Origin of the sequence: Streptomyces wedmorensis (assembly GCF_000716445.1) — a bacterium.
GTDB classification, from domain to species: Bacteria; Actinomycetota; Actinomycetes; order Streptomycetales; family Streptomycetaceae; genus Streptomyces; species Streptomyces wedmorensis.
This window is the reverse complement of the sequence record NZ_JNWK01000013.1, coordinates 22,911-48,050: the sequence shown is the minus strand read 5'-3', so window position 1 is coordinate 48,050 and position 25,140 is coordinate 22,911. Positions and strand designations below refer to the sequence as shown.

18 protein-coding genes and 4 pseudogenes are annotated in these 25,140 nt (G+C 70.0%); 7 read left to right on the top strand and 15 right to left on the bottom strand.

Going from position 1 to position 25,140, the window contains the following annotated elements; all coding sequences use genetic code 11:
* Window positions 1–28 precede the first annotated feature (28 nt).
* On the top strand, window positions 29–1,477 hold the full coding sequence (locus OO54_RS13220) for a cellulose binding domain-containing protein (protein WP_033203041.1): 1,449 nt from the start codon (window positions 29–31) through the stop codon (window positions 1,475–1,477).
* A 180-nt stretch (window positions 1,478–1,657) separates the two neighbouring features.
* On the opposite strand, the pseudogene OO54_RS48300 reads toward OO54_RS13220, so the two are convergent.
* A pseudogene (locus tag OO54_RS48300) lies at window positions 1,658–1,798 on the bottom strand (helix-turn-helix domain-containing protein); the annotation flags it as partial.
* Window positions 1,799–1,932: 134 nt separating this feature from the next.
* On the opposite strand from OO54_RS48300, the gene OO54_RS46375 reads away from it, so the two are divergent.
* Both OO54_RS46375 and OO54_RS43525 read left to right on the top strand, forming a co-directional pair.
* Window positions 1,933–2,133, top strand: coding sequence for a hypothetical protein (locus OO54_RS46375; RefSeq protein ID WP_033203040.1), 201 nt, complete (start codon window positions 1,933–1,935; stop codon window positions 2,131–2,133).
* A 731-nt stretch (window positions 2,134–2,864) separates the two neighbouring features.
* Window positions 2,865–3,020 (top strand): annotated as a pseudogene (locus OO54_RS43525) (IS5/IS1182 family transposase); the annotation flags it as partial.
* Window positions 3,021–3,308: 288 nt separating this feature from the next.
* Here the strand turns inward: OO54_RS43525 and OO54_RS13210 are convergent.
* From OO54_RS13210 to OO54_RS13150, 13 genes are all read right to left on the bottom strand, one after another.
* Window positions 3,309–4,748 (bottom strand): aldehyde dehydrogenase (NADP(+)), encoded by a 1,440-nt coding sequence (locus OO54_RS13210; RefSeq protein ID WP_033203039.1) that lies wholly within the window; start codon window positions 4,746–4,748, stop codon window positions 3,309–3,311.
* Window positions 4,749–4,815: 67 nt separating this feature from the next.
* Window positions 4,816–5,937 carry a (Fe-S)-binding protein gene (locus tag OO54_RS13205; protein WP_033203038.1) on the bottom strand — a complete coding sequence of 374 codons (1,122 nt, stop codon included), beginning with the start codon at window positions 5,935–5,937 and terminating at the stop codon, window positions 4,816–4,818.
* A complete protein-coding gene (locus OO54_RS13200; RefSeq protein ID WP_033203037.1) occupies window positions 5,934–7,313 on the bottom strand; it encodes an FAD-binding oxidoreductase in 1,380 nt (459 codons plus the stop codon). The genes OO54_RS13205 and OO54_RS13200 overlap by 4 nt, the downstream gene beginning before the upstream one ends.
* Before the next feature lie 55 nt (window positions 7,314–7,368).
* Complete coding sequence (locus tag OO54_RS13195) at window positions 7,369–9,363, bottom strand: GH39 family glycosyl hydrolase (protein WP_051786912.1); 1,995 nt, start codon at window positions 9,361–9,363, stop codon at window positions 7,369–7,371.
* Window positions 9,364–9,496: 133 nt separating this feature from the next.
* Window positions 9,497–10,234, bottom strand: a complete 738-nt coding sequence (locus OO54_RS13190) for a ribonuclease activity regulator RraA (protein WP_033203036.1) — start codon at window positions 10,232–10,234, stop codon at window positions 9,497–9,499.
* 64 nt (window positions 10,235–10,298) lie between these two features.
* Complete coding sequence (locus OO54_RS13185) at window positions 10,299–11,129, bottom strand: SDR family NAD(P)-dependent oxidoreductase (RefSeq protein ID WP_051786911.1); 831 nt, start codon at window positions 11,127–11,129, stop codon at window positions 10,299–10,301.
* Window positions 11,126–12,289, bottom strand: coding sequence for a mandelate racemase/muconate lactonizing enzyme family protein (locus tag OO54_RS13180; protein WP_063738275.1), 1,164 nt, complete (start codon window positions 12,287–12,289; stop codon window positions 11,126–11,128). Before OO54_RS13180 ends, OO54_RS13185 begins: the two co-directional genes overlap by 4 nt.
* On the bottom strand, window positions 12,277–14,166 hold the full coding sequence (locus OO54_RS13175; protein ID WP_063738274.1) for a dipeptide ABC transporter ATP-binding protein: 1,890 nt from the start codon (window positions 14,164–14,166) through the stop codon (window positions 12,277–12,279). Before OO54_RS13175 ends, OO54_RS13180 begins: the two co-directional genes overlap by 13 nt.
* A 10-nt stretch (window positions 14,167–14,176) precedes the next feature.
* Complete coding sequence (locus OO54_RS13170) at window positions 14,177–15,745, bottom strand: ABC transporter substrate-binding protein (RefSeq protein WP_033203035.1); 1,569 nt, start codon at window positions 15,743–15,745, stop codon at window positions 14,177–14,179.
* A gap of 55 nt (window positions 15,746–15,800) precedes the next feature.
* Window positions 15,801–16,673, bottom strand: coding sequence for an ABC transporter permease (locus tag OO54_RS13165; protein ID WP_033203034.1), 873 nt, complete (start codon window positions 16,671–16,673; stop codon window positions 15,801–15,803).
* A 98-nt stretch (window positions 16,674–16,771) separates the two neighbouring features.
* A complete protein-coding gene (locus OO54_RS13160) occupies window positions 16,772–17,713 on the bottom strand; it encodes an ABC transporter permease (RefSeq protein ID WP_033203033.1) in 942 nt (313 codons plus the stop codon).
* Complete coding sequence (locus tag OO54_RS13155; RefSeq protein ID WP_033203032.1) at window positions 17,710–18,909, bottom strand: hypothetical protein; 1,200 nt, start codon at window positions 18,907–18,909, stop codon at window positions 17,710–17,712. Before OO54_RS13155 ends, OO54_RS13160 begins: the two co-directional genes overlap by 4 nt.
* On the bottom strand, window positions 18,906–19,643 hold the full coding sequence (locus tag OO54_RS13150) for a GntR family transcriptional regulator (RefSeq protein ID WP_078905179.1): 738 nt from the start codon (window positions 19,641–19,643) through the stop codon (window positions 18,906–18,908). Before OO54_RS13150 ends, OO54_RS13155 begins: the two co-directional genes overlap by 4 nt.
* Window positions 19,644–19,702: 59 nt before the next feature.
* Here OO54_RS13150 and OO54_RS13145 point away from each other — a divergent pair, with 59 nt between their 5' ends.
* The 3 genes from OO54_RS13145 to OO54_RS13135 all read left to right on the top strand — a co-directional run bounded on the left by OO54_RS13145 (window position 19,703) and on the right by OO54_RS13135 (window position 24,063).
* On the top strand, window positions 19,703–21,646 hold the full coding sequence (locus tag OO54_RS13145; protein WP_157856470.1) for a right-handed parallel beta-helix repeat-containing protein: 1,944 nt from the start codon (window positions 19,703–19,705) through the stop codon (window positions 21,644–21,646).
* A 143-nt stretch (window positions 21,647–21,789) separates the two neighbouring features.
* Window positions 21,790–22,452 (top strand): TetR/AcrR family transcriptional regulator, encoded by a 663-nt coding sequence (locus tag OO54_RS13140; RefSeq protein ID WP_078905176.1) that lies wholly within the window; start codon window positions 21,790–21,792, stop codon window positions 22,450–22,452.
* A gap of 732 nt (window positions 22,453–23,184) precedes the next feature.
* Window positions 23,185–24,063 (top strand): MurR/RpiR family transcriptional regulator, encoded by an 879-nt coding sequence (locus OO54_RS13135; RefSeq protein ID WP_033203031.1) that lies wholly within the window; start codon window positions 23,185–23,187, stop codon window positions 24,061–24,063.
* 41 nt (window positions 24,064–24,104) lie between these two features.
* Here OO54_RS13135 and OO54_RS41510 read toward each other — a convergent pair.
* Window positions 24,105–24,395, bottom strand: a pseudogene (locus OO54_RS41510) (DUF1295 domain-containing protein); the annotation flags it as partial.
* Between OO54_RS41510 and OO54_RS43520 the strand changes: the two are divergent.
* Window positions 24,395–25,117: pseudogene (locus OO54_RS43520) on the top strand (phytoene desaturase family protein); the annotation flags it as partial. The pseudogenes OO54_RS41510 and OO54_RS43520 overlap by 1 nt on opposite strands.
* Between the last annotated feature and the right edge of the window lie 23 nt (window positions 25,118–25,140).

Genomic DNA, 25,140 nt, shown 5'->3' with positions numbered 1-25,140 from the left:
CCCCATCACCTCCCCGAGAGGAACCCCCATGCGCAACGGAACGCACCGCCGGAAGCCCGGCATGCGCACCGCGCTCGCCGCCGCCGCGGCGATCGGCCTCGGCGCCACCGCGCTGACCGCCCTCCCTGCCGCCGCCGCGGACGAGAGCATCGCCGTCCAATACCGGCACGGCGGCACGGGCAGCGACCAGGCGGCGCCCTGGTTCACCGTGGTCAACACCGGGACGACAAGCGTCCCGTTGAGCCAGGTCAAGGTGCGCTACTACTTCAAGTCCGACCCCGGCGCCTCGTACACCTACGCCTGTGACTGGGCCGTAAAGGGCTGTACGCACCTCACGGGCACGTTCGGCACACCAACCGCCCCCACCGCCACAGCGGACCGGTACCTGGAGGTCGGGTTCACGGCGGGGGCAGGCTCCCTGGCGCCGGGCGCCGACACCGGGGACGTACAGCTGCGCTTCCACCGTTCCGATTGGCAACCGCTCGACCAGTCCGACGACTACTCGTTCGGACCCGCGCAGACCACGTACGGGAACTGGGCCAAGGTCACCGCCACCATCGGCGGAGTCCAGGTCTGGGGCACCGCCCCGGCCGGCAACGAGTCAACCCCGACGCCGACCCCGACACCCACTGATCCCTCCCCCACGGCCCCGACCACTCCCCCGGCCGAACAGAGGCTCCTCTTCGACGACTTCGACTACACCGGTCACACCGACCCTGCGATCACCGCACACGGCTGGACCATCCGCTCCGGCGGAGGCGGCCCCGGCGTCGGCGACGCGACCTGGGCGCCCGAGAACGTCACCTTCGCCAAAGAGGGCACGAACTCCGTCATGACGCTGCGCACGTCGACCGCGGGATCCGGCACGTCGACCCGGCAGACCGAAGTGCACACCGCTGCACGGAAGTTCAAGAACGGCACCTACGCCGCCCGGGTGCGCTTCGCGGACACCCCGACCAGCGGCCCGGACGGTGACCACCTGGTCCAGAGCTTCTTCACCATCAACGACCTCACCGCACCGATGGCGGACGACTACGCCGAGTACGACTTCGAGTACCTCCCCAACGGCGGCTGGGGCGAGACGGCGAACGTCCTCTACACGACCTCCTGGGAGACCTTCCGCCCCGACCCCTGGGAGGCGGTCAACCAGCACACGGAAGCCCGCACGAGCCAGGCCGGCTGGCACGACCTCGTCCTGACCATCGACGAAACGACACTCGTCTACTACCTCGACGGCAAGGAGTTCGCCCGGCACGAGGCCCGCTACCTGCCCGAGCGGCCCATGTCGATCCACTTCAACCAGTGGCTGATCGACCTCGCCGGGCAGACCTCCACGACCCCTCGCGCCTACGAGGAGCAGGTCGACTACATGCTCCACGTGAAGGACCAAGTCCTCACCCCCGCCGAAGTGGCGGCGAAGGTCGCCGGCTTCCGCACGTCCGGGACCGTCTTCAAGGACTCCGTACCCAGCTCCTGAACGAACCGGCCGGCGCCGGACTGTGGCGGTGCGACCGACCGCGGCGCCGGCCGTCGTCGTTGTCGGCCCCGTCATGGGCAGCGGCTGTCCACCGACCGGTCCACCGAGCCGGGGCAACGGAATGTCGGCCGGGAAGGGGGCCTTCGCGATGGGCTCGCCGTTCACGGCCAAGCGCAGCTGCAGCATGGCGACGAGCCGCTGATCGGGGTCGTCGATGCTGATCCCACTCAGGGCGACCGCCTTGCGGACCCGGTAGCGCAGAGTGTTCGGGTGGACGTTGAGCGCCTCAACGGTCCGTGTCACATCGCCGAATCCGTCCAGGTACGCAAGGGCACCAAGGACACCTGACGCCCCGTGTGGGTGGCCACCGCACGTTCCGGGGTGCGCGCCATTGGTTTCCCCGGCCGACTCCGTCGTTCTCCATCTCGTCCAGGAAGCGTTCGACCACCATCGGTGTGACCGAGTTCGGTTTCCGCGCTCCCAAGCGCGGGACGATGTGCACGTTCATCGAGCTGTCGACGTGCTCCCCCGTGGAGCAGTCCGTCATCCTGCGCTGCCGGGGACGCCCCTGCTTCGCGTACTCCTCGACCGTCTGCTGCCCCAGCTCCCGGCGGGCCGCCGCCGCAGACGGCGCAGTGGTCTTCTTCTCCGCGTAGAGCTGCGTGAGGCGTTCGATCGCGTCGTCCTGAGTGCCGTAACCGGACTCTTCGCGCTGCTTGCCGAGCGCGTCCCGGAATCGGACTCCTCTGAGACGGCTCCCTGCCTGCTTTGTGCAGGTCAAGGGCGGGCTCAACCTTACACCGACGTCCCCGTCCGATGTTTGTGAGGAGCATCGCTCCGGTCCGGCGATTCGGGTCCCCACCTGGGCTCTCCCGCCGTCATCGACGCTTGTTCAGTCAATCCCTTGGGAACGCCCGGCGACTCACGCTGACCGAATGCCGACTTACCTGATGAGCCATCAACCCTGCGGGAAACCCTTCCGCACACACTGACGACGTGCGTGCACGCGTCACCGACCTGTCGGGCACCGACGCCACTCCGCTTCGTGGAGAACGGTCCCTCTGGCCGTCGGCCGGTCGACGCCGGGCCGCCCCGGAAGCCGGATCGCCGCCAGCCGCCCGCCCGAGACCCCGGCAGCGTGGAACTCGCGAATGACGGCTTCGCACCCGGCACCCCGGGATCCGGAGGTGCGGTACGAACCAACCCAGGCCGGCGGCGCGCAGACCGCGAGGCCAAGCACACCGCCGCGATGCTGTGGCAAACGCCGCTGCAGAGGTGCGCCAGGCCGGGTTCGAGCCCCTGGAAACCCCTCCCGGCAAGACCACCGACCAGTGGCGCTGCCGCTGTGAGTGCGGAACCGAAGTGCCGTCTGTTTACTGTCCGGTTCAATCGCAACCATGCCCGGCTGAGGGCTCCAGGAGAACGCGCCTTCGCGCAGTTGAAGTCCTGGCGGCTACTTCGGCGAGCCAGATGTTCCACCCGCCGCATCGGCACCATCGTCCAGGTCGTCCACATGCTACTGACCTGCGACTATTCAGGATGAAAGAGGCTCTTTGAACCCATCGAAGAAATAGGACCGTTGTGGGAGGAGCCTCACCAGGCGAGGCTTGCCACTCGCGTGAGGGAGCGGGCCGTGGGCGCCGATGCGAAGCTCTGGTTCGGGACACTCATTCCATAACGAACCGCATTCGGAGCCGAGTTCAGCGATTACGTCGGCAGACAGCCCGTGATCCGGTGATTGCTGACGACATTGCATGAGTCACGCTCTCCGCCCCGACCATGATCGACCATCCGAGGCTCGACGTCTCACCGCTTACCGTGCACGAGTTCGTCAGGCCCCTGTCCGCTGCGGTATCCGCCACGGGTTGGAGGTCCGCAGAGGTGACGGCAAGAGGGCCTCAGGCATGTTCTGGTAGGCGACCGGGCGCAGCCACCGTGCGATGGCGGTGCCGCCCACGCTGGTGTGCAGCGGGTTGGTCGTGGCCGGCCAGGGGCCGCCGTGGTGCATGGCGCGGGTGACCGCCACTCCTGTCGGCCAGTCGTTCCAGATCAGGCGTCCTGCGCGCAGGACGGACCAGATGGTGCGGGCCAGTTGCCCGTCTGTGTCCTCCTGGCCGTGCACCGTGGCCGTGAGGCTGCCCGGGAGCTCCCCGAGGGTGGTGAGCAGTTCCTCGGTGGAGGCATAGGTGACGACGGTCGATGCCGGGCCGAAGCATTCCCGGAGGAGTTCAGGGTGGGCGCGCAGGTCGTGGGCCGTGACGGTGAGGAGCGTCGCCGAGGGACCCTCGGTGGGTCGCCCTGTGTGGTGGCTTCCGGCCGGTGCGGCCGCGATCCGTCGGACGGCGGGGTGCATGGCCAGCTCGTCAAGGGTCGTACGGTAGGCCTCGGTGATCCAGGCCCCCAGCATCGGCGCGGGAGAGCTCTGCGTGACGGCCAGGCGGAGAAGTCCGTCCAGGCCGTGGTGCTCGGGCAGGAAGAGCAGGCCCGGCTTGGTGCACAGCTGGCCCTGGCTGCGGGTGACGGATGCGATGTACTCGCTCACCAGGGCGGGCCCGCGTGCGGCGAGGGCGCGGGGGGTGACCACCACGGGGTTCAGGGAGCCCAGTTCTCCGTAGAACGGGATCGGGTCGGGGCGGCCGGAGGCGAGGTCGAACAGCGCGCGGCCGCCTGTGGTGGAGCCGGTGAAGCCGACGGCCTGGACGACGGGGTCGGTGACCAGGGCGCGACCCGCCTCGCGGCCGTGGACGACGGAAAGCGCTCCCGGTGGCAGGACTTCGGCCGCGAGGGCGGCGGTGCGGTCGGTGAGACGGGGGTGGCCCTCGTGGGCCTTGACCACGACCGGGCAGCCGGCGGCGAGCGCGCTGGCCGTGTCACCGCCGAGGACGGAGAAGGCGAAGGGGAAGTTGGAAGCGGTGAAGACGGCGACCGGGCCGAGCGGGACGAGCATGCGCCGTACGTCCGGGCGTGGGGCGGGGACGGCGGTGTCGTCCGCCTGGTCGATCATGACGCCGAGGTGCGCGCCGTCTTCGGTGATCTCGGCGAACATCTCCAGCTGTGCGCGGGTACGCACTACCTCGCTCCGCAGTCTGACGTCGCCGAGGCGGGTCTCCTCCTCCGCGAGGCCGACCAGTTCGTCGGTGTGCTCGCGGAGCACGTCGGCGAGGTCTCGGAGGAGTGTGCCGACCTCGGACGGGGTGAGTGCGGCGAGAGTGGGAGCGGCGGCGCGGGCGGCTTCGATGGCCAGGGGGTCGAGCGGAGAGCGGGAAGGCATGTCTTCTCTCAGTGGTGTGGCGAGGGGTGTGCTGAAGTCGGTTTCCCGGGCGGAGTACTGGGCGGCCCTAGGCGACCGGAAACCTGCTCTCTCCTGCCATGAGCAGGAGTTCGGCCAGGTGCACGGCCTTGACCTGTGAGCGTCTGCGGCGCAGGCCGGTGCGGAGCTGACGCAGACACCCCGGATTGACCGCGGCGACGAAGTCGACGCCGGCGGCCTCGACCTCGTCGATCTTGGTGGTGAGGATGCGGCGCGATTCCCGGGGGCGCAGCAGGGAATAGGTGCCGGCGGCACCGCAGCAGGTGCCCGCCGAGGGAAGTTCGACGTAGTGGGCGATCTCGGCGAGCAGATCACGGGGGGCGGTCCGTACTCCGAGGCCGTTGCGCAGGTGGCAGGAGTCCTGGAGTGCGACACGGGCTCGGCGGCCGTCGACCCGGAGTTCCCCGAGGGGGCGGTACGCGGAGCCGGTGGCCAGATGGTCGGAGAGTTCGCGGACGCGAGCCCTGCCGAGGACCGAGGCGAGGTGGGCGGCGCAGCCGCCGGAGGTGGTGACGATGGTGCCGGGAAGGTCCTCGCCCATCCGGTGGGCGAGGCGTTCGCCGGTGGCGGTGTCGCCGTTGTGGGCGTGCAGCGCGCCGCAGCAGCTCTGGGAAGCGGGGACGGTCAGTCCGGGAACGAGAGCGAGAGCGGCGCGGCCGACGCGCGGGAAGAGGACGCGCTCGAAACATCCGAGCATGAGTGAAGCCCCGCCGGACGCGAGGGCCGAGGTCTCGACGACGGTCGTGCGCGGGGTTCCTCGCAGTCGTCCCAGCAGGCGGAAGGGGACCCGCCGGCCGGCGGCGAGCATGAGGGCCCGGGCGAGAACGGGCATCCGGCGTCCGCGCCACTGGTGGTCGCGCCACTGCTCCAGAAGCTGCCCGTACTCGACGCCGGCCGGACAGACCGGTTCGCAGGCGCGGCATCCCAGGCACTGCGAGGACTGTTCCTTCAGAGTGGGGTCGTCGGGTGCGAGATCGCCGTTCTGCAGGGCCCGCATGAGGTTGATACGGCCCCGGGGCGAGGACGCCTCGTCACCGGTCTCGGCGTAGGTGGGACAGGCGGGGAGGCAGAAGCCGCAGGAGATGCAGCGGGAGAGGAGGTCCGGGTCGAAGACGGGCTTCGGCAGGGGCACTCCTGGGTGGTCGGTCATGAACCCAGCTTTCCGGGGTTGAGGATGCCGGCCGGGTCGAAGGCCGTCTTCAGTCGGCGCAGGAGGTCGATCTGGTCGGCGCCCAGCTGCGTGGACAGGTAGGGGAGCTTGGCCGCGCCGACGCCGTGCTCGCCGGTGATGGTGCCGCCCAGGTCGATCGCGGCGGCGAAGATCTCGGCGAAGGCACGTTCCGCGCGGGTGACGGTGTCCGTGTCGTCCTGGGACTTCACCACGCAGGTGGGGTGGAGGTTGCCGTCGCCGGCGTGGCCGAAGGTGGCGATCGTGACGCCGTGTCGGGCTCCGATCGCGTCGATGCGGTCGACCATCTCCGCGATGCGGGGCCGGGGCACGGTGGCGTCCTCCAGGATGGTCAGCTCACCCAGCCGGGAGAGGGCGGGAAGAGCGCATCGCCGGGCGGCGAGCAGCGCCTCGGCCTGCGCCACTTCGGCGGCGGTCGTGACGTCGAGGGCGTGGTGGGCCGTGCAGACGTCGCTCATGCGCTCCAGGGCGTGGGCGACCGCGTCGCTTTCGCCGTCGTCGCCGAAGAGGAGCAGTGCGCCGGCGTCGGTGCGCAGCCCGAGACGGGCGAAGTCCTCCACCGCCCGGATGCAGGACCGGTCCAGGAATTCGAGCGTGGCGGGCAGGATGCCGGCAGCGATGATCGCAGTGACGGCCCGGCCCGCGGCGGCCAGGTCAGAGAAGTAGGCGATTCCTGTACCGGTCGTCGTGGGAGCGGGCCGCAGGGCGAGGGTGGCTTCGGTGATGACGGCGAGGGTGCCTTCGGAGCCGGTGAGGAGCCGGGTGAGGTCGTATCCCGCAACGTCCTTGTGGAGGCGGCCTCCCGTGCGGATCACCTCTCCCGTGGGCAGGACCGCCTCCAGGCCGAGGACGTAGTCGCGGGTGACGCCGTATTTGAGGCCGCGCAGACCGCCGGCGTTGGTGGCGATCGTGCCGCCGACGGTGGCCACCGTGCGGCTGCCGGGGTCGGGGGCCCACAAGAGGCCGTCGCGGGAGGCGGCTTCGGCCAGGGTCGCGCTGGTGACGCCGGGCTGGACCCGGGCCAGGAGTTCGGCCGGAGCGATTTCGAGGATCCGGTTCAGACGGGTCAGGACCAGGACGATGCCTCCTCGGGAGGCGACGGTGGCGGCGCACAGGTTGGAGCCGGCGCCGCGTGGGATCACGGGGACGGCGTAGCGGGTGGCGATGTCGAGGACGGCGCCGACCTCGGCGGTGTCCGCGGGAAAGACGACGGCGTCGGGCCGGGCCTGGAACAACGGGGTCGCGTCCCGGCTGTAGGGGACGAGTTCGCCGTCCGTCTCCCGGAAGTGACCGGGTCCGACGACCGACCGCAGGGCCGCTCGTGCGGTGGCGTGCATGGGTGTCTCCTCGGAGCCGGGCCCCGCCCGGGGGAGGGGGCGGGGCCCGGCGGTTCTAGAGCCTGATCGCGGAGCGGTCGGCGATGAGGACGGGCGAGTCGTACACCGGCACGTTGCGGAAGGTGTGGGTGCTCCCCGATACCGTCCAGTCGGCGGCGGGGATGTCGAAGACGGCGCCGGTCCGTACGTCGACGTAGACGGGGTCGGTGAAGTCGCCGTCGGGGAGGGTCAGACGGACCGGGGTGCGGGTGGTGCTGTCGCCCGGCGTGGTGGTGCCGTTCCAGACGCCGACGATCTGACGTCCGGTGTCGAGCTTGGCGAAGCCCTGGACGGTCAGGGTGGTGGCGGAGTCGGTGGTGAACGCGTAGGCCGGCAGCGCCGTCACCGTGCTGTCGACGACGGAGGCGAGGGTCTGGACCGCGTAGTAGGACGGCTTGGCGTAGCGGATCGACTTGTCGCTGTTGGTCTGGAGCAGGCCCTTGCTGTTGATCTTCGAGGGGTAGTGGAGGTCGGAGACGCTGAAGGCGCTGGTGCTGATGCCCTGGCCGAGGTCGTGTGTCAGGCGGCGCAGGAACCACTTGGTCTGGCTCAGTTCGGTCCAGTCGAGGTCGCCGAGCGCGCCGAAGCTGTTGGGCGCGCTGGGGGCACCGTTCTCGCCCTGCCTCAGTACGGCTCCGGGGGCGTACTGGTCGATCAGGGCTCGGATCCTGTCGACCTGCTGATAGGTCCAGACGTCGTCGGGGTTGGGGTTGTAGGGGTGGTAGCTGATGCCGTCGAGCAGGTGGCTGTTGCCCTGTCCGGAGAGCCGGACGAGGAAGTCGTTGGTGTACGGGACGTCGATGCCGGCCTCGCCCGGCCCGTAGATGACGGAGTCGGGCTGTTCGGCGCGGACGCGGGCCGCGGTGCGGGCGAAGAAGTCGGCGTACGTGGCTGCCGGGATGCCGGCGAGGTTGGGCTCGTTCCAGATCTCCCACTCGGTGACCCTGTTCTCGTACCGCTTGACCATGGCGGTCACCCAGGCGTCCCAGGCGGCCAGGGCCTCGGTGGACGTCGGGATCTGCCCGCCGAGGCCGGCGCCCCCGCCGCCCGTGTAGATGCCGTTGCCGTAGGAGAGTTGGAGCCAGGGCCTGACGCCGCGAGCCGTGGCGTCGTCGACGATGCGGTCGAGCCATGTCCAGTCGTAGACCCCCTTCGTCTTCTCGGTCTTGGCCCAGCCGCCCTGCAGACGGACCCCGGTCGCCCCCAGCCGCCCCAGGTAGGGGGCGTACGCCTGGTAGTTCGTGTAGTCGCGGTCGAGGGTCTCCGCTCCGACGAGCAGTTTGGAGGCACCCACCTGCGCGGCCGTGCGGGGCGCGATCGTGCCGAGGTGCGGCCAGCCCGTCGGTGACGCCTCGACGGTGGTACGGACGTCGTCGAGGTAAGCGGTGCCGGTGTCGCCTACGGATACCCCGGCCTGCAGGCTGCCCAGATCGGTGGTGGAGGTGCGGAAGTCCAGCCCGGCGGCACGGCGCTCGCCGTCGATGTGGAGGTCGGCACTGGCGGTGCCGGGCCGGGCGACGAGACGGATGTCGTACCAGCGGTTGGGGACATAGGCGCCGAGATCGACCTGGGTGGCGCCGTCGTAGGTGTAGAGACGGCCGGTGGGGCTCATGGCCACCGTGACGCTGTGGCCGCCCGAGCCGTCGAGGTGTACGCCGACCGTGGCGGTGGGCTGGGCGGCTCGCAGCCGGAATCCGGCGACGACGGTCGATGTCGTGGTTCCGAACGTGGCGGTGGCGGTGGTGTTGGCGGTCGTGGAGGCGTCTCGCAGGCGAAGGCTGCGGTCGACGGTGCCGGTCACGTCCTGCACGGTGACGTCGCCGCTGGTCGTCCAGCCGGGAGCGGGAGAGCCGGGGGCGACGGTGTCGAAGGTGCTGGAGAGGTTTGCCGCGGCGGCCGGGCCTGCCGAGGCGACGGAGAACAGGGAGCCGACCAGAGCGCCGGAGAGGAGGAGCGGGACAGTCCTTCCCGTACGGGAACGTACAGAGCCGGATGGGGCGGGGTTGACCATGATTCCTGCCTTCTGCGGGGGAGGGCGAATCGATCGGTGAACGGGATGTGAGCCGTGCTGCCGGCGCGCCGGTTCCGGCGCTCCGGAGACTGGGCCGCCGGCGCGGTCAGGGGGTCGCCGGGCGGACGGGGGGTCAGTCGGTCGCCGGCAGCGCGCCGCGCGACTCGTCGTAGGCGCGGCGGGTCGCCTCGTCCGGGGGGTAGGTGCCGCGCAAGGGGGCGCCGCCTGCGACGCGGGCGACGATGAACGCCTCCTGCAGTTCCTGTTCGCGGGCCGCCCTGGCGATGACCGGAACGAGGTGGCGGGGTACACAGACCACACCGTCGGTGTCGCCGACCATGACGTCCCCGGGGTAGACGGCGACACCGGCGCACCCGATGGGTACTTGCAGGTCGACCGCGTGGTGCTGGGCGAGGTTGGTCATGGCGGCCGCCCCGGTGGCGAAGACGGGCAGGGGCAGGCGGCTGATCTCCTCGATGTCGCGCAGGGTGCCGTCGGTGACCACGCCCGCGGCGCCGTTGACCGCCATGCGGGTCAGCAGGATGTTGCCCGCGGCGGCGGCGCGTCCCTGGCCGCGGCAGTCCACGACGAGAACCTGGCCGGGGCCGGCCTGCTCGACCGCCAGGCGCTGCGGGTGGTCGTAGTCGTCGTAGACCTCAAGGGTGTCGATGTCCTCGCGGGCCGGGATGTAGCGCAGGGTGAAAGCCTCGCCGACCATGCGCCTGGCGTCGGGCGTGACACAGGTCAGGCCCGCCAGGAAGGTGTTGCGCAGGCCGTGCTTGAAGAGTTGGGTGGTGATGGTGGCGGTGCTTGCCTCGCCCAGGGCGGCCAGATCATCGGGGTCGAGGGGCTGCCGGGGGGTCTGGGTCATGTCGAGCTTCCTTCGGTGCGGCAGAACGGCTGGCGAGTACGGGCCGGGAGGGTGGTGGGGCCGGTCAGGGGACGGGACGGTCGAGAGCGGGGTCGGCACCCGGCGGCCTCAACTGCGCGCTCAGTCCCCCGTCGACGTTCAGCACCTGTCCGGTGATGAAGGACGCGTCCGCCGAGGCGAGGAACGCGACCGCCCCGGCGACATCGGATCCGTCGCCGACCCGGCCCAGTGGGACCGGCTGCGCGCGGGTCTGCCGCTGGGCCGGATCGAGGAGGGCGAAGCGGTCGTTGATGACAGGGCCGGGGGCGACCGCGTTGACGCGGATCCCTCGGGGCGCGAGCTCCAGGGCCATCGCACGGGTCGCCGCGTCGACGGCGCCCTTGCTGGCGTCGTAGGCGACGGCGGCCCGGTGGGCGCGGGTGGCCCCGACCGAGGAGATGTTCACGATCGAGGAGCCGGCCGGCATCACCCGGGCGGCTGCCACCGTGCACAGGAACACCCCGCGCGCGTTGACGGCGAAACTGCGGTCCCAGTCGGCGACGTCGATGTCGAGCAGCGGACCACGACCCAGCATGGGGGCGGCCGCGTTGTTGACCAGCAGGTCGAGTCCGCCGAGGACATCGACCGTACGGTTGAGGCAGGCGTCGACCTGACGGGCGTCGGATACGTCGCCGGGGCAGGCCACCGCGGACATGCCCCTGTCGCGCATGGCTGCGGCCGCGGCTTCGGTCTCGGTCGGGTCGGGGCCGTTGAGGGCCACCGCCGCGCCTTCCTGGGCAAGCCTCCATGCGATGGCCAGACCGATGTTGCGTGCGCCGCCGGTGACCAGCGCGACCCGGCCGGTGAAGCGGCCTTCGGCACGGGCGTCACTCGCCGGCTGCGGTGCGTCGCTCACGTGGCGGCCACCTGCCGGTCGACGACAGCGGCGGCGCTGGTGGCCGCCCAGCTCAGCGGTCCGGCGGAAGCCGACACCCGCTGCGGGTCGAGAGTCATGCCGAGGCCGGGGCCCTGCGGCACGGACAGCAGGCCGCCGGTGTAACGGACGGGGTCGGTGACGACGTCCCGTGTGTAGAGGAGCGGTCCGACCGGGTCGCTCGGGACGGTGACGGCCGACATCGCCATCGCGATGTGGGCGGCGGCCGCCGTGCCGATGGACAGCTCCTGCGTGGTACCGACCAGGCACGCCTTGCCGGCGGCGTCGGCTATCGCGAAGATCCGGCGGGCCGGTGTGATCCCGCCGATGGCGATGACGCTGACGTTGAACACGTCCACCGCGTCCGCGGCGACGAGGTCGAGCGCCCACCGGAAGCCGTAGACGTGCTCGCTGATCGGGACGGCGAGCCGGTCGCGGGCCCGGACCAGACCGCGGATGTCGTGGTGCGGGGCGGGCGACTCGACGAGGTCGTAGCCGACGTCGGCCACCCGCTCGGCGAAGGCGCAGGCCGCCTTGGCGTCGAGGAGGTTGGAGAAGTCCAGGGACTTGATGGTGATGCGGTCGCCGAAGCGTTCGCGGGCGGTGCGCAGGAATCGCTCGTCCAGGTCGAGGCGGCGTCCGACATACACGCGGAAGAAGGTGAAGCCCTCCTCCAGACGCTGTCCCACCATGGCGAGATTGCGTTCGACGTCCTCCTCGTGCTGCTGGCGGAAGATCGGATACGCGATGGGCACGGACTCGCGGACCGCGCCGCCGAGCAGGTCGCACACCCGGACACCGAGCTGTTTCGCGGCCAGGTCCCAGAAGGCGATGTCGACCCCGCACTTGATGGCGCGGCTCTTGTCGTAGATGTATCCGGCCTGTGGGAAGTTCGCTTCCAGGCGGCGTTCCATCTCGGTGATCTGGAGTGCGTCGAGGCCCACGAGGATCTCGTTGAGGGTGGCTTCCAGGTCCGGTACGTCGAGGTGGTAGCGCGGGAGGTGCTGGAGGTCGGACATCTCACCGATGCCCGTCAGTGCGTCGTCGTCGGTGAGGAGTTCGACCAGGATGTGTCCGCAGGTGATGCTGTTGTGCCGCGGCGTGTTGATCGAGGTCAGGCGGACTCGGGTCACTTTGGCCATGTGATGCTCCGTTCCTTGTCGGTGCCGGCAGTGCTCTCCGCGCCGGCGAGGCGGGGCGCGGTGCGCCCCGGAGCCATCGAGAGCAGTTCGCGGGTGTACGGGTGGGAGGGGGTCTCGTAGATCCGGTCCGCCGGGCCTTCCTCGACGATCCGGCCCTGCCGCATGACGGCGATGCGGTGGGCGACCGATCTGACGACGGCGAGGTCGTGGGTGATGAAGAGGTAGGCCATGCCGTGGGCGGCCTGGAGGTCGGCGAGCAGGTTGAGGATCTGGGCCTGGACGGAGACGTCCAGGGCGCTGACGGCCTCGTCGCAGACGATCAGTCGCGGCTGCAGGGACAGCGCCCGGGCGATCGCGATGCGCTGGCGCTGTCCGCCGGAGAAGGCGGAGGGGAAGCGGTCCAGCGCGTACGCGTCGAGGCCGACATCCTGGAGGAGGCGTACGAGCTCGGGTTCCGCGGTGTCCAGTCCGTGGACCCGCATCGGCTCGGCGAGGATCTCGCGGACCGTCATACGGGGATCGAGGCTGGCGTACGGGTTCTGGAAGACGACCTGGATCTCCCGCTGGAGCCGCCGCAGCTCCGACGCGGACGGCCGTCGGACGTCGATGCCGTCGTAGCGGACGGTCCCCCCGGAGGGGGTCTCCAGCCTCAGCAGCATCTTGGTCAGGCTGGTCTTGCCCGAGCCGGACTCCCCCACAAGAGCGAGCGTCCGTCCCGGCTCGACCTTCAGGCTCACCTGCTGGACGGCGTCGACGTGCCCGGTGATACGGCGCAGCGCTCCGGTGCGGACCGGATAGCGCAGGTCGGTGGCGTCGAACTCGACGAGCGGCGTGCCGCCCTCCTGTTCGGCGTCCTGGGGCAGGTCGTCGGTCGTCACGGGCAGCGGCAGGGGCCGTTCGCGTGGTGCGTCGGCGAACAGGCATGCCGCCGCATGGTTTTCGCCGACGGTGAGCAGCGGGGGCACGACACTTTCGCAGCCGTCCGTGCGAACCGGGCAGCGTGCTGCGAAGGAGCAGCCCGGGGGGCGATCGCTGAGCCGGGGTGGCCGGCCCTCGATGGAGGCGAGGCGGGTGCGGGCGGGTGCGTCCAGACGCGGGGTCGCTGCCAGGAGTGCCTGGGTGTAGGGCATGCGCGGATCGGCCAGGACCTGGGCGGTGGGTCCGCTCTCGACGATCCGCCCGGCGTACATGACCGCGATCCGGTCGGTCTGTTCGGCGACCACGCCGAGGTCGTGGGTGATGAGGATCAGGCCCATGCCGAGGTCGTCGCACAGCGAGCGGAGCATGGTCATGATCTCGGCCTGGACGGCGGCGTCGAGGGCGGTGGTGGGTTCGTCGGCGATGAGGAGTCGTGGGCGGGCGGCGATCGCCAGGGCGATGGCGGCGCGCTGGCGCATGCCTCCGGACAGTTCGTGGACGTACTGGGTCAGGCGCTTCTCGGGCTCGGGCATGCGGGCCTGCGTCAGCGCCTCGACCGCCCGTTTGCGCGCCTGCTCGCGGCTCATGCGTTCGTGCGCGCGGACGGCGTCCATGATCTGTGTGCCGATGGTCAGCAGCGGGTTGAGGGCGGTGCCGGGGTCCTGGAAGACCATGGCGACCCGTTTGCCGCGTACCTCCCGCCAGAAGCGCCGGTCCAGGCCTCGCAGGTCGGTGCCGTCCAGCAGGATCGACCCGGTGGTCTCGCACAGGGGTGGGGGCGGGTTGAGGCCGAGCAGGCTCAGGGCGGTGACGGTCTTGCCCGAACCGGACTCGCCCACGATGGCGAGGGTCTCACCGGTGTCGAGGTGCAGGTTGACCTCGTCCACAGCGCGCACGGGCGGCTCGTCGGAATCGGTGTGGAAGGTGACGCCGAGCCGGCTGATGTCGAGGAGGGTCATCGCAGGCCCCTCAGGAGCCGAGCCGGGCACGCTCGAGGCGCCACTGACCGTCGACGTCGAGACCGACGCCCTTGAGGTTGCTGCTCTGGATCAGCGGCGACTTGGCCTGGTGCAGGAAGACCCAGTAGTTGTTCTCCAGGATGCGGCGCTGCACGTCGACGTACGCCCGCTTGCGCACGGCACGGTCGTCCGTGCTCAGCCCCTTGTCGAGCAGGGCGTCGAGGGTGGAGTCCTTCAGGCCCGACCAGTTGCTCGGGCCGTCACTGGCGAAGTACGGGTCGAAGGTGAGGGAGGGGTCCAGACGGGGGATGTCGACGACGAGGATCGCCGCGTCGAAGTCCTGCTTCCGCATGCGCTCCAGCTGGGTCTGGAATTCGAGGATCTCCACCTTGGGGGCGAATCCCACCGCGGTGAGCTGGCTCTGGAGCAGCTCCGCGACGGTGGGGTCGGGGGCGCGACGGCGGGCGACGAGGGTGATGGGTATCTTTCCGCGCAGTCCCGCCTTGTCCAGGGTGGCACGGGCCTTCTCGGGGTCGTACGGCAGGGGGGCGAGGGCGTCGTCGTAGAACCAGTCGTCGGAGGTGGCGAAGGAGGGGGCGATGTCGAAGTCGCCGCCGGCGGCGGCCTTGCCGACGGACCTGCGCTCGACGGCCATCGCGAAGGCCGCGCGTACCTGCGGGTCGCGGAAGGGTCCCTTGGTGACGTTGAGCGAGGCGTAGTAGTTGCGGCGCACGCCCTCGTCCTTGATGGTGATCCGTGGGGCGTCGGCCAGCTGCTTGTACTCCTCCGGGGGCAGGGCGCGCACCAGCTGCACCCCTCCGGTGGACAGTTCGGCGCGCAGTACCTTGGCCTCGGTGACGAAGCGCAGGACCACCTTGTCGAGGAGCGGAAGCGCGTCGCCTTCCTCGGTCTTGGCCCAGTACGTCTTGTTGCGCTCGGCGGTCAGCTGGACCTTGGTCCTCCACTGGCGGAGGGTGAAGGGTCCGGTTCCCACCGGCCTGCGGCCGAACCCCTCGGTCCCCTTGGCGAGCGCGGTGGGCGAGGCGATCATTCCGGGCTCGTGGGCGAGCTGGGTGAGCAGCAGCGGATCGGCCGCCTTCAGGGTGACCGTGACGGTCCGCGGGCCGGTTGCCTTCACTTCGCGGATGGAGGCCAGTGCGGCCTTCTTGGTGGAGCGGGTCGCGGGATCGGATATCCGCTTCAGGTTGAGGACGACCGCATCGGCGTCGAAGGGGGTTCCGTCGTGGAACTTCACACCCTGGCGGAGCTCGAAGGTGATCTCGGTGCCCGTGTCGGTCCATTGGGTGGCGAGGGCCGGCTCGAAGGTTCCGTCGCGGCGCTGACGCAGCAGGGTGTCGAAGAACAGGTTCAGGACGTTGCGGTCGGAGGAGATGGCGGAGCTCAGCGCCGGGTCGAGGGTGACGGGCTCGTTGTCGAAGCCGGCGGTGAGCGTTCCCCCGGAGGCTCCGTCGGAGGAGTCCGAGGAGCCGCATCCGGCCAGGGTGGCGAGGGCCGCGGTGGCTGCGGCACCGGCCAGGACGGTGCGACGTGGTATCCGGGGCGGCGTGGAGTTGGGCATGACGAAGTACTTCCTCTGTACGGGGGGGGAACGGGGTGAAGGGCCGGGAGACGGCTCAGCGCGCGGGTGCGAGGTCCGGGCGGTGGGCGTCCAGTGCGTCGCGCAGGGCGTCGGCGAGCAGGTTGAACGCGGCGACGGTGAGGAGGATCGCGAGCCCGGGGAAGACGCTGAGCGACCAGCTCGCGCTCAGGTGGTCGGTGCCACTGGCGACGATCGCGCCCCAACTCGGTTGCGGGGGCTGGACGCTCAGCCCCAGGAAGCTCAGCGCGGCCTCGGCCATGATCGCGGTGGACACCTGGAGGGCGGCGAAGACCAGCAGGGTGCCGGCGAGGTGGGGCAGCAGGTGGCGGCGCATGATCGTGGTCCGTGTGACGCCCACGATACGTGCGGCGGACACCCATTCGCGGGTGCGCAGGGAGAGCACCTCGCCCCGGACCACACGGGCGAAACGCGGGGTGGTGACGACGGCGATCGCGATCAGGGCGTTGCGCAGCCCGGGGCCGAGGGCCGCGACCACGGTGAGGGCGAGGACGAGGAGGGGAAAGGCGAGCAGTCCGTCGGAGACGCGCATGACGAGGGTGTCCACCCAGCCGCCGCGGTATCCGGCGATCAGACCGAGCACCGTGCCGGCGATCAGGGCGGCGCCCACGGTGATGGTGGCCACCCCTACGGTGACCACGGCGCCGGCGACGATCCGGGCCAGGACGTCCCGCCCGATCTCGTCGGTGCCGAGCAGATGCCGGGAGCTGGGGCCGGTCAGAAGCCGGCCGGTGTCCGTGGCGCCGACCGAGTCCGACATGAAGGGTGCGGCGGCGGCGGCCACGAGCAGGAGGAACAGCAGGGGTACGGCGATGTGGGCGCGGCGGTCACGGCGCAGCCGGTCCAGAACCGGTCTGCGGGAGACTTTCGGCGCGAGGTCTATGGCCATCAGCGCTCCAGGAGGTGCGTGCGGGACGTGCGGTGCGGGACGTGCTGATCGGCGCGCGGGGAGGCGCGGATCGGGTGACTCTGTGGGCGAGGGCCGAGTCAGTACGTGATGCGCGGGTCGAGCCAGGCGTAGACCAGGTCGGCCAGAAGGTTCACCAGGAGGACGAGGACCACGACCATCAGCACGGCGCCCTGGACGACGGGGAGATCCCGGCTGAAGATGCCGTTGACGATCAAGGTGCCCATGCCGGGGACGGTGAAGACGGTCTCGGTGACGACGGTGGCACTCATCAGCGCCCCGATCTGGAGAGCGATCACGGTCACGACCGGCACGATGGCGTTCCGCAGGGCGTAGACGCCCACGATCCGGCCGCGTGAGAGACCTGATGCCTCGGCTGTGCGGATGTAGTCCTCGTTGAACGCGGCGAGGAGAGCAGCGCGGGTCTGGCGCATGGTGACCGCGGCGATGGTGGAGCCGATCGTGACGGCTGGGAGGACCATGCGTCGCAGGTTCTCGACGGGGTCCTCGGTGAAGGGAACGTATCCCGAGGGCGGGAGGACCTTGAGCCACAGGGCGAAGACGAGGATGAGCAGTGCGGCGAGGTAGAAGTGAGGGGCGGACAGGGCGAGCAGACCGACGGAGTTCAGCGCGGTGTCCGTGCGGGTGCGACGGCGGACGGCGGCGAGGATGCCCGCGGGGATCCCGACGAGGACGGCGAAGACCAACGCGATGACTCCGAGCTCGACCGTGGCGGCGAACCGGTCGGAGATGACCGTGCCCACCTTCTCGTCGGTGAGCCATGAGCTGCCCAGGTCGCCGCGGACCAGATCGCCGAGCCACTGGGTGAACTGCTGCCACAGCGGTGCATCGAGGCCGAGGTCCTCTCGGAGTACCGCTCGGTCCTGCTCGGTGGCCTCCTGGCCGAGGATGGCGAGGGTGGGGTCGCCCGGCATCAGCCGCAGGAGCATGAAGAGCACCAGGGAGACGACGAGGGCGACCGGAATCAGTTGGAAGAGTCTGCGTACGAGGTATCCGGTCATCTCACCGGCTCCGGCATAGGGGGCGAGGGTGCGGGCTTGGCCGTGTCAGGACAGCCGGTGAGGCGGGAGAGGCCACTCAGCCACGCGAGGCGCTGTGCTGGGGCCAGGTCGTAGGCGTACAGGGCCAGGGAGCGGGCTCCGGCCGCGTACGCGTCCTGGGCGACATCCGTGAGTTGCTGCTCGCCGGTGGTCCGGCCTACGGCCAGGTTCCATCCCACGGTCACCTGTGCGCCGGTCCGGGCTGCTGCGGCGAGTTCGCGGCGCAGCGCGTCATGATTCCCCGACAGGTCGGTGACGGTGAGGGCGCCCGCTGCTGCGGCGAGGGCGCTCGTGTCGGCGGCGGACTTGCCGTCACAGGCATACGGGTCACTGGTGGTGCGTAGGGAGACGGGCAGCCCGTCGGCTGCGGCGACGGCGTCCCGCACGAGGGCCACGGTGGTTCGCGAGCGCACGGCGAGGACGGTGTCGTGCAGGTCGGAGCCCAGGGCGGTGCGTGCGTCGGCATCGAGGTCGCCGGCTTCGCGCGGCTCGGCGAGTTGGGCGAGCAGCGTCGCGCGGACGGTTTCGGCCAGGGCGGGCACGCCGATGCCCGCGTCGGTGAAGCGTTCCGTGCAGGCGGAGCAGAAGCACAGTGAGAGCAGCCAGCGGTCCACCGGACGCAGGGCCGCGCCGAGTTTGTCATGGGCGCTCTGGTGCTGCCAGCCGAGGTAGCCGAAGGCTTCGAGTTCGAGGCCGGTGACACCGGGCCGACGGGCGGTTCGGGCGACGAGGTCGGTGGCATAGGCGCGGACCTCGGGCCTTGCCGGGCACAGTGCGTGCCGGTAGTGGTGGCCGAAGGCATTACGCAGCGCCGATTCGGGACGGCGGGTAGCGGGGCCGGACTGGTGGAGCCCGACGAGCCAGGCGGTCACGCCGAGGCCGGCCCGCAGCAAGGCGGTCGTGGCGGTTGTCGCGTCGTCACCGAGAACCGGCAGGGCGAGGTCGTTCCCGTTGGCGGGGACGGCTTCGTCGCGGAACCACTGCCCGGCCCGGAAGTCGGCCACGGCACACGGGTCGCTGGTCGTCAGCAGCCACCGCCCACCGTGATAACTGAACGCCAGGCACACACCGTCGACGCCATGGGCGGCCAGTCGGTCCGCCTGGGCTTGCGGCTGCCGGCGGAAGGAGAGCGGGTGGGCGAACAGCTCGACGTTCATCGGCCGTCGCCGAGGCCGTCGCCGAGGCCGTCGCCGAGCGCGCGGGAGATGGTCTGCTTGGCCTTCTCGATGTGCGCGCGGGTCAACCGTTCCACGAGCGGACCGTCGCCCTGCTCCATCGCCTCCAGGATCGCCGCGTGTTCGGCGGCCTCTTCCTCCCAGGTGGCACGCAGCCGCCAGCCGAGGCCGGCCACGAAGGCCGTGAGGTCCTGGAGCTGGTCCAGGAAGCCGCAGAGGAAGCTGTTGCCGCAGGCGCTGTAGAGCTCGCGGTGGAAACGCCGGTTGGCGATGCCCAGACCACGCGTCTCGCCCGAGCCGATCAGCGTGGTCGCGTCCTGGAGCGCCCGGCGGGCGGCCGCGTGGGCGGTCGCACCGAGACGGACCGCGCCCAGGCGCACGGCCTCGGGTTCCGCTGCACAGCGGGCGGCGTACAGCTCTTGCACCAGACGGTTGTCGGGGCGGCGGACGCTGACTCCCTGGTAGGCGTTGATCTCCACCAGGCCGGTGGAGTGGAGCTGCTTCAGGGCCTCGCGCACCGGTGTCTTGGACACCCCGTACACCTCCGCGAGTTCCCGCTCGACCAGGGCCTTTCCGGGCTGAAGCGCACCTTCGAGGATCGCCTGCCGTAGCGCCTCCCGCACCCGGTCGGTTCGGGAGACGGCCTGGCGCAGCGGCGGCAGTGATCCGGGAGGCAGGGCTTCGGCGCTGTTCACTGGATAGTCGATCTGTGGCATGGCGGCATGCTGATATACCAGCATGCCAACTCGCAACCCCCGTGCAGAGGTTCTTCGACATGGCCCCTGCCGGCAGTCGACACCGCCCAACCGAACTGACTGAACGTCAGAATGTTTACAGGTGGTACAGGGTTGCGCTCATTTTCCACTTCTGTAACTGTCGTTCACGCAACACCCCACCCCCACAGCGGACTTCGGAGCGCAGCCATGGGTCGCGCACCGCCCGGGGCAGCGCTCTGACATGGCGTGACGCCCTTGCCCTGTCCTTCCCGGCACACTCCTTCCTGTGCACGGTCTCGACCGAGGGAGACACGGCCCGCTTCAGTCCGGATGACTTCGGAGACCAGGCACCAATGAAACGCACGCGCACCTTCGCCGTGACCGCAGCACTGCTCGCGTCGTCCGCCCCACTCGGCATCGTCACCGTGGGAGCCGGTACAGCCCACGCCGCGAACCGCACCTACTTCGTGAGCCCCGAAGGCAGCGACAACAATCCGGGAACCTCGACCGGGGCGCCCTTCCGCACCCTCCAGAAGGCCGCCGACAGCGCCGGCCCGGGCGACACCGTCTCGATCATGAACGGCACGTACTCGGAGCGCTCCGCAGGATCCAATGTGCTGACCATCAAGCGCTCGGGCCGCCCCGGCGCACCGATCACCTTCACCGCGCACCCCGGTCACCAGCCGGTGATCCACCCGGTGCAGGCGTGGAACGGCATCAGCGTCTACGGCGCGTCCTACATCTCCATCAAGAATCTGGAGATCAGGGGCAACAACGCCGCCCTGAACCTGGCCGGGGCCGAACGCGGATCGAAGAAGGGCGACCCCACCTACAACACCAACTGCATCTCGATCGAACGAGACAGATCCACGGGTGCCGCGTCGCACCACATCGAGGTGACCGGCAACAAGGTGCACGCGTGCGCAGGCGGCGGCATCTCGGCGATCGAATCCGACCACGTGACCATCTCCGCGAACCACGTGTACTCCAACTCGTGGTACACGGTCTATGCCACCAGTGGCATCTCCGTCCTCACTCCGCGCGATGTGGGGAGCTCCGACGCCAGGACGTACAAGATCCGCATCACCGGCAACCGCGTCCACGACAACGAGACCAAGATCAAGTGGGAGAAGTGCCGCTGCTACTCCGACGGCAACGGCATCATCATCGACACGCTCAAGGGCGACGCGGACCACCCCGCCTACGGAGGACGCGTCCTGGTCGCCGGCAACCTCTCCTACGACAACGGCGGCTCGGGAATCCACGCCTACAAGAGCCAGCACGTCGACATCGTCCACAACACGGCGTACCTGAACGGCCGAAGCACGCGCATGAAGAGCTACGCCAACATCTACGCCCACGACAGCACCGACGTCCGGCTGCTCAACAACATCGCGTACGGCCGGCCCGGCCAGGCGACGAACAGCAAGTCCCGCAACGTGGACGTGACCTACGACTACAACGTCTACTTCGGCGGCAAAGCTCCTGAGGTCAAGGGTCCGCACGACATTGTCGCCGACCCGAAGTTCGTCGACGCCGGCACCACGGCGGACACAGCCTTCCGGCTGCGTGACAGCTCCCCAGCCGTCGGTTCGGGCACTCCGTTCACCGCCGTCACCACCGGCACCCGCCGGGCCGGCGGCGCGCCTGACCGTGGCGCCTACGGATTCGGCACCGGTGACATGACGCAGGGGGCTTCCGATTCCGACCTCGACGATTCCGGCTCCAACGGTCGGCAGGATGAGGCCCAGCCCGGGGAAGAGCAGCCCGGCGAGACCGGCACAGGGACCTCGCCCGGCACAAGCGGAACCACCGCCTCGCCCAGCGCGGAAGGGCTGAGTGCCAGTAAGGGTGACGGCGGTTCCAGCCTTGACGCGGACGGCGAGAACGGTCCGCTTGCACAGACCGGCGGCTCCGATCCCCTGGTCCCCCTCGGCATGGCAGCGGCCGTTCTCGCCCTCGGTGGCGGTCTCGTCTTGGTCGCCCGTCGCAAGCGTTCCTGACAGTCCGGTTCCCCCGGACTCCCTGGCGTGGTGTCGGCCCCATCCCCCGTATCAAGGGGCCGGCACCACCGCATGCTCATCCGGCCGCATGCTCGCGGGCCTCCTCGCGATCCGGCGGCTCAACCCGCGGACAGACGTGTGTCATGGCAGACGAACAACGACGCAGAACGAACTACCTCGCAGGTGCAGAATCACCCGATCCCCCACGCATCGCCTGGCGCAAGCGGATGAGGGCAAGCGTCCTCGATGCCGCGCACGACCTGACCTGCGAAGCCGGGTGGGACCAGGTCAGCCTTTCGGCCGTCGCGGCACGCGCCCAGGTCTCCCGCCCCTCCGTCTACAAGGAGTTCGGCAGTAGAGCCGATCTGGGACGCGCACTGGTGGTCCGTGAGACCCGGCAGTTCCTCGCCGGGGTAGCCGACGCGTTCTATCCCGGCCTGCCCGAGTCTCAGGCCTGTCTCGAGGCTGCCATCCTGTACGTGCTCGAAGAAGCCGACAACCAGCCCGTCATACGGGCTGTCATCGCAGCCGCCCGCCACGGCTCCGACAGCCTGCTCCCCTACCTCACCGCCCGGGCGGACCCAATCTTCGACGCGGGCCGAAGCCTGGTGCAGGAGTGGTTGGGCACACGGTACCCGGAGCAGCACACGGAGACTCTTGAGATGACAGCGGACGTCATCGTCCGTATGACGATCAGCCATCTCATCCTGCCTACCGCCGAACCACGAATCACCGCCCGAAAGCTTGCTGTAGCCGCAGTCAAACTGCTGCAACGGCAGCATCACGTCGACGGCGACATCCGGTGACCCCACAGCGACATGCAACGCACCGTCCCCCCTTACGAGACCGCCCGCACCGAGGCCGAACAGCACGGCGTCGCCGACGAACGCATCACCTCCCAAGCGCAGTGCGCCTTCGCCCTCGCCTTCACCAACCCCGCTCTCGCCGACCACGAACTCGGCTTCGCCCAAAAACTCCTGACCGGCCTCGACCTACGCCACCACCTTCGCCACGAGGGTCGCCCCCTCATCCGCGACACCGGCACCCGCCACGGCCTCCCCGGCCGCACCGACATCCCGCGAACAGAGATCGGTGCCACCGGACTACGCGCCTCCGAGGCGACCCTCGAACTCGCCCTGGCTTCCACCACGCTGTGTGCATCAGCAGCTCCGGCTCCACGACCGTCGCCGAGCCCCTGGAGCAGCGCGTCGGCGGCTACGCAGACATCGCGGGCTTCACGAGGCATGGGGGCGACCTTTCGGAGGCTGAAGACACAGAGGGGAAGCCGTTCCGAGCCCATGGGCCCAGCAGCCAGACGCTCGACCCGCCCCGGCGCAGGCACCGCCTCGTGCGGACGCGGGCGGACCCGGAACGCAGGGCCCCCGTGCCCAGCACAAGCAGTCCCCACGTACACCGAGCAGGCCCCGGCGTCCCACACGTAACACACGGTACATTTGGCTGAGAAGTGAGCATGGCCTGGTCGCGGCTGGTGGCAGCGGCAGATCGCCGCGATCAGACCACACCAGGGAGGAAAGCCGATGAGCCATACGCTGGCCGACGAGATTCGCAGGCGACTGGGAGATCTGAGTCCGGCCGAACGCAAGGTCGCGCGGGTCTTGCTGGCCGGCTATCCGGCGACGGTCTTCGAGACGGTCGCCACGATCGCAGAGCGAGCATCGGTATCCGCTCCCACGGTCCTGCGCTGTGCTTCCCGTCTGGGCTTCAAGGGCTTCCCCGACCTGCAGGCGGCGCTGCGCTCCGAACTCGACGCGCGCACGGCCTCACCCATCACCCTGTACGAGAACTCCGGATCATCGGAGCACAGCGCGTCGGCACGGCCCGAGGGAACATCCGATGCCCGGCTCGGGGCAGCTCTGTCGCTCGTGCGGCAGGCCGTGTCGCAGACGTTCGACGAGATCGCTCCACACGAGTTCTACGACGCGGTGAATCTGTTGAGCGATCCCCGCCGCCGCGTACACGTTGCCGGCGGCAGGTTCACTCACCTTCTGGCCCAGTACCTGGGTCTGCATCTCACGCAGTTTCGTGACCAGGTGCATTTCCTGCCCGACAGGGATGTGGAACGGGCTTCCTTCCTCACGCAGCTCGCGCGCCGCGACGTCACCGTGGTGTTCGACTACCGGCGCTACGAACCCGACAAGACCGTCATGGCCGAACTGGCCCGCGAACGTGGTGGGAAAGTCATCGTCTTCACCGACCCGTGGCTGTCGCCGGCCGCGGCCCACGCGGACGTCGTCCTCACCACTCAGGTGACGTCCGACTCTCCGTACGACAGCCTTACGCCTGCCCTGGCTCTCGTGGAGTCCTTGGTCGCCGCGGTCCTGGACCGGATCGGCGACGAGGGACACGAGAGGATGAAGATGTCTGAAAGCGTGGCAAAGCGCACGGGGCTGATCTGACCCGGGGCGCACTCGCGATTGCTCGTAGGGCGTTCTTCCGGTCAGTACCGGCTGGGGGCCGGCGCGTCCGTCCGCCCACGTGGCGGACGGGGGAAGAACCCGCTGGTGCGGGCCCGGTAGGCGGCGTGTCCGGGGCGGTCCGCCATGTGGGCTTCGAGGAGGCGCTTGCCACTGCCCCAGATGAGCAGGGCACTCATGACGAGCGGGGAGACGAGCGAAAGAACCGCGGTCTGCCAGGTTGCGGCGGCCGTCAGGTAGAGGCCCCACCAGACGAGGAAGTCGCCGAAGTAGTCGGGGTGACGGGTCCGGCTCCACAGCCCGCGGTCCATGACTCACCCCTGATCTTCCCGTGACCTACCGACTCCTCGGGCGCGAACCCCGTCGCCCTGCCGGGCTGCAGCACTTCCTCAGTGCGGTGGTCCTGCACGTGGGCATCGACCGCACGTGGCCGGTGCCCAGTCACCACACACTCTCCTTCGGCGAAGGCTGGTCGACGACCTTCCGTGAGCTCACGCGTACGGGAACGCTCATGAGCGATCCGTCGTTCCTCATCACCCGCCCGACCGCGACGGACGCCATGCCGGCGCCACCCGGCAAGCACCTCCACCACGTCCTCCTCCTTGCCCGAACACGGACATCGCCCCAGTACCGCTCACTGGAGCGAGCTCGGGCCGAGGTACCGCGACTCGCTGTTCGCCGAGCTGGAGCGCAGGGGCCTGCACGGGCTGGATCGGTCCATCGACGAGGAGTGCCTGGTGACCCCGCGCACTGGACGGCTCAGGGGCACAGCGCGCGCACACCTTTCTCGGTGTCCCACACGTTCGCCCAGACCGGCCCGTTCCGACCTCGCAACCTCGTACGTGGCACCGAGAACGTCGTCCTCGCCGGATGCGGGACCACTCCGGGTGTAGGTGTTCCGCCTGTGCTGATCCCGGGGAAGCGGGCTGCCCAGCGGATCGCAGGGCAGCAGGTCCGGCGCGCGGGCAGCCGCCTGCGGGGCAAGCGGACGCCTCCGTTGTCCACCGCCCCTCGCGCCGGAAGGCCCTCACGTTGACCGCCCGGGAGCTCGACGCCGCA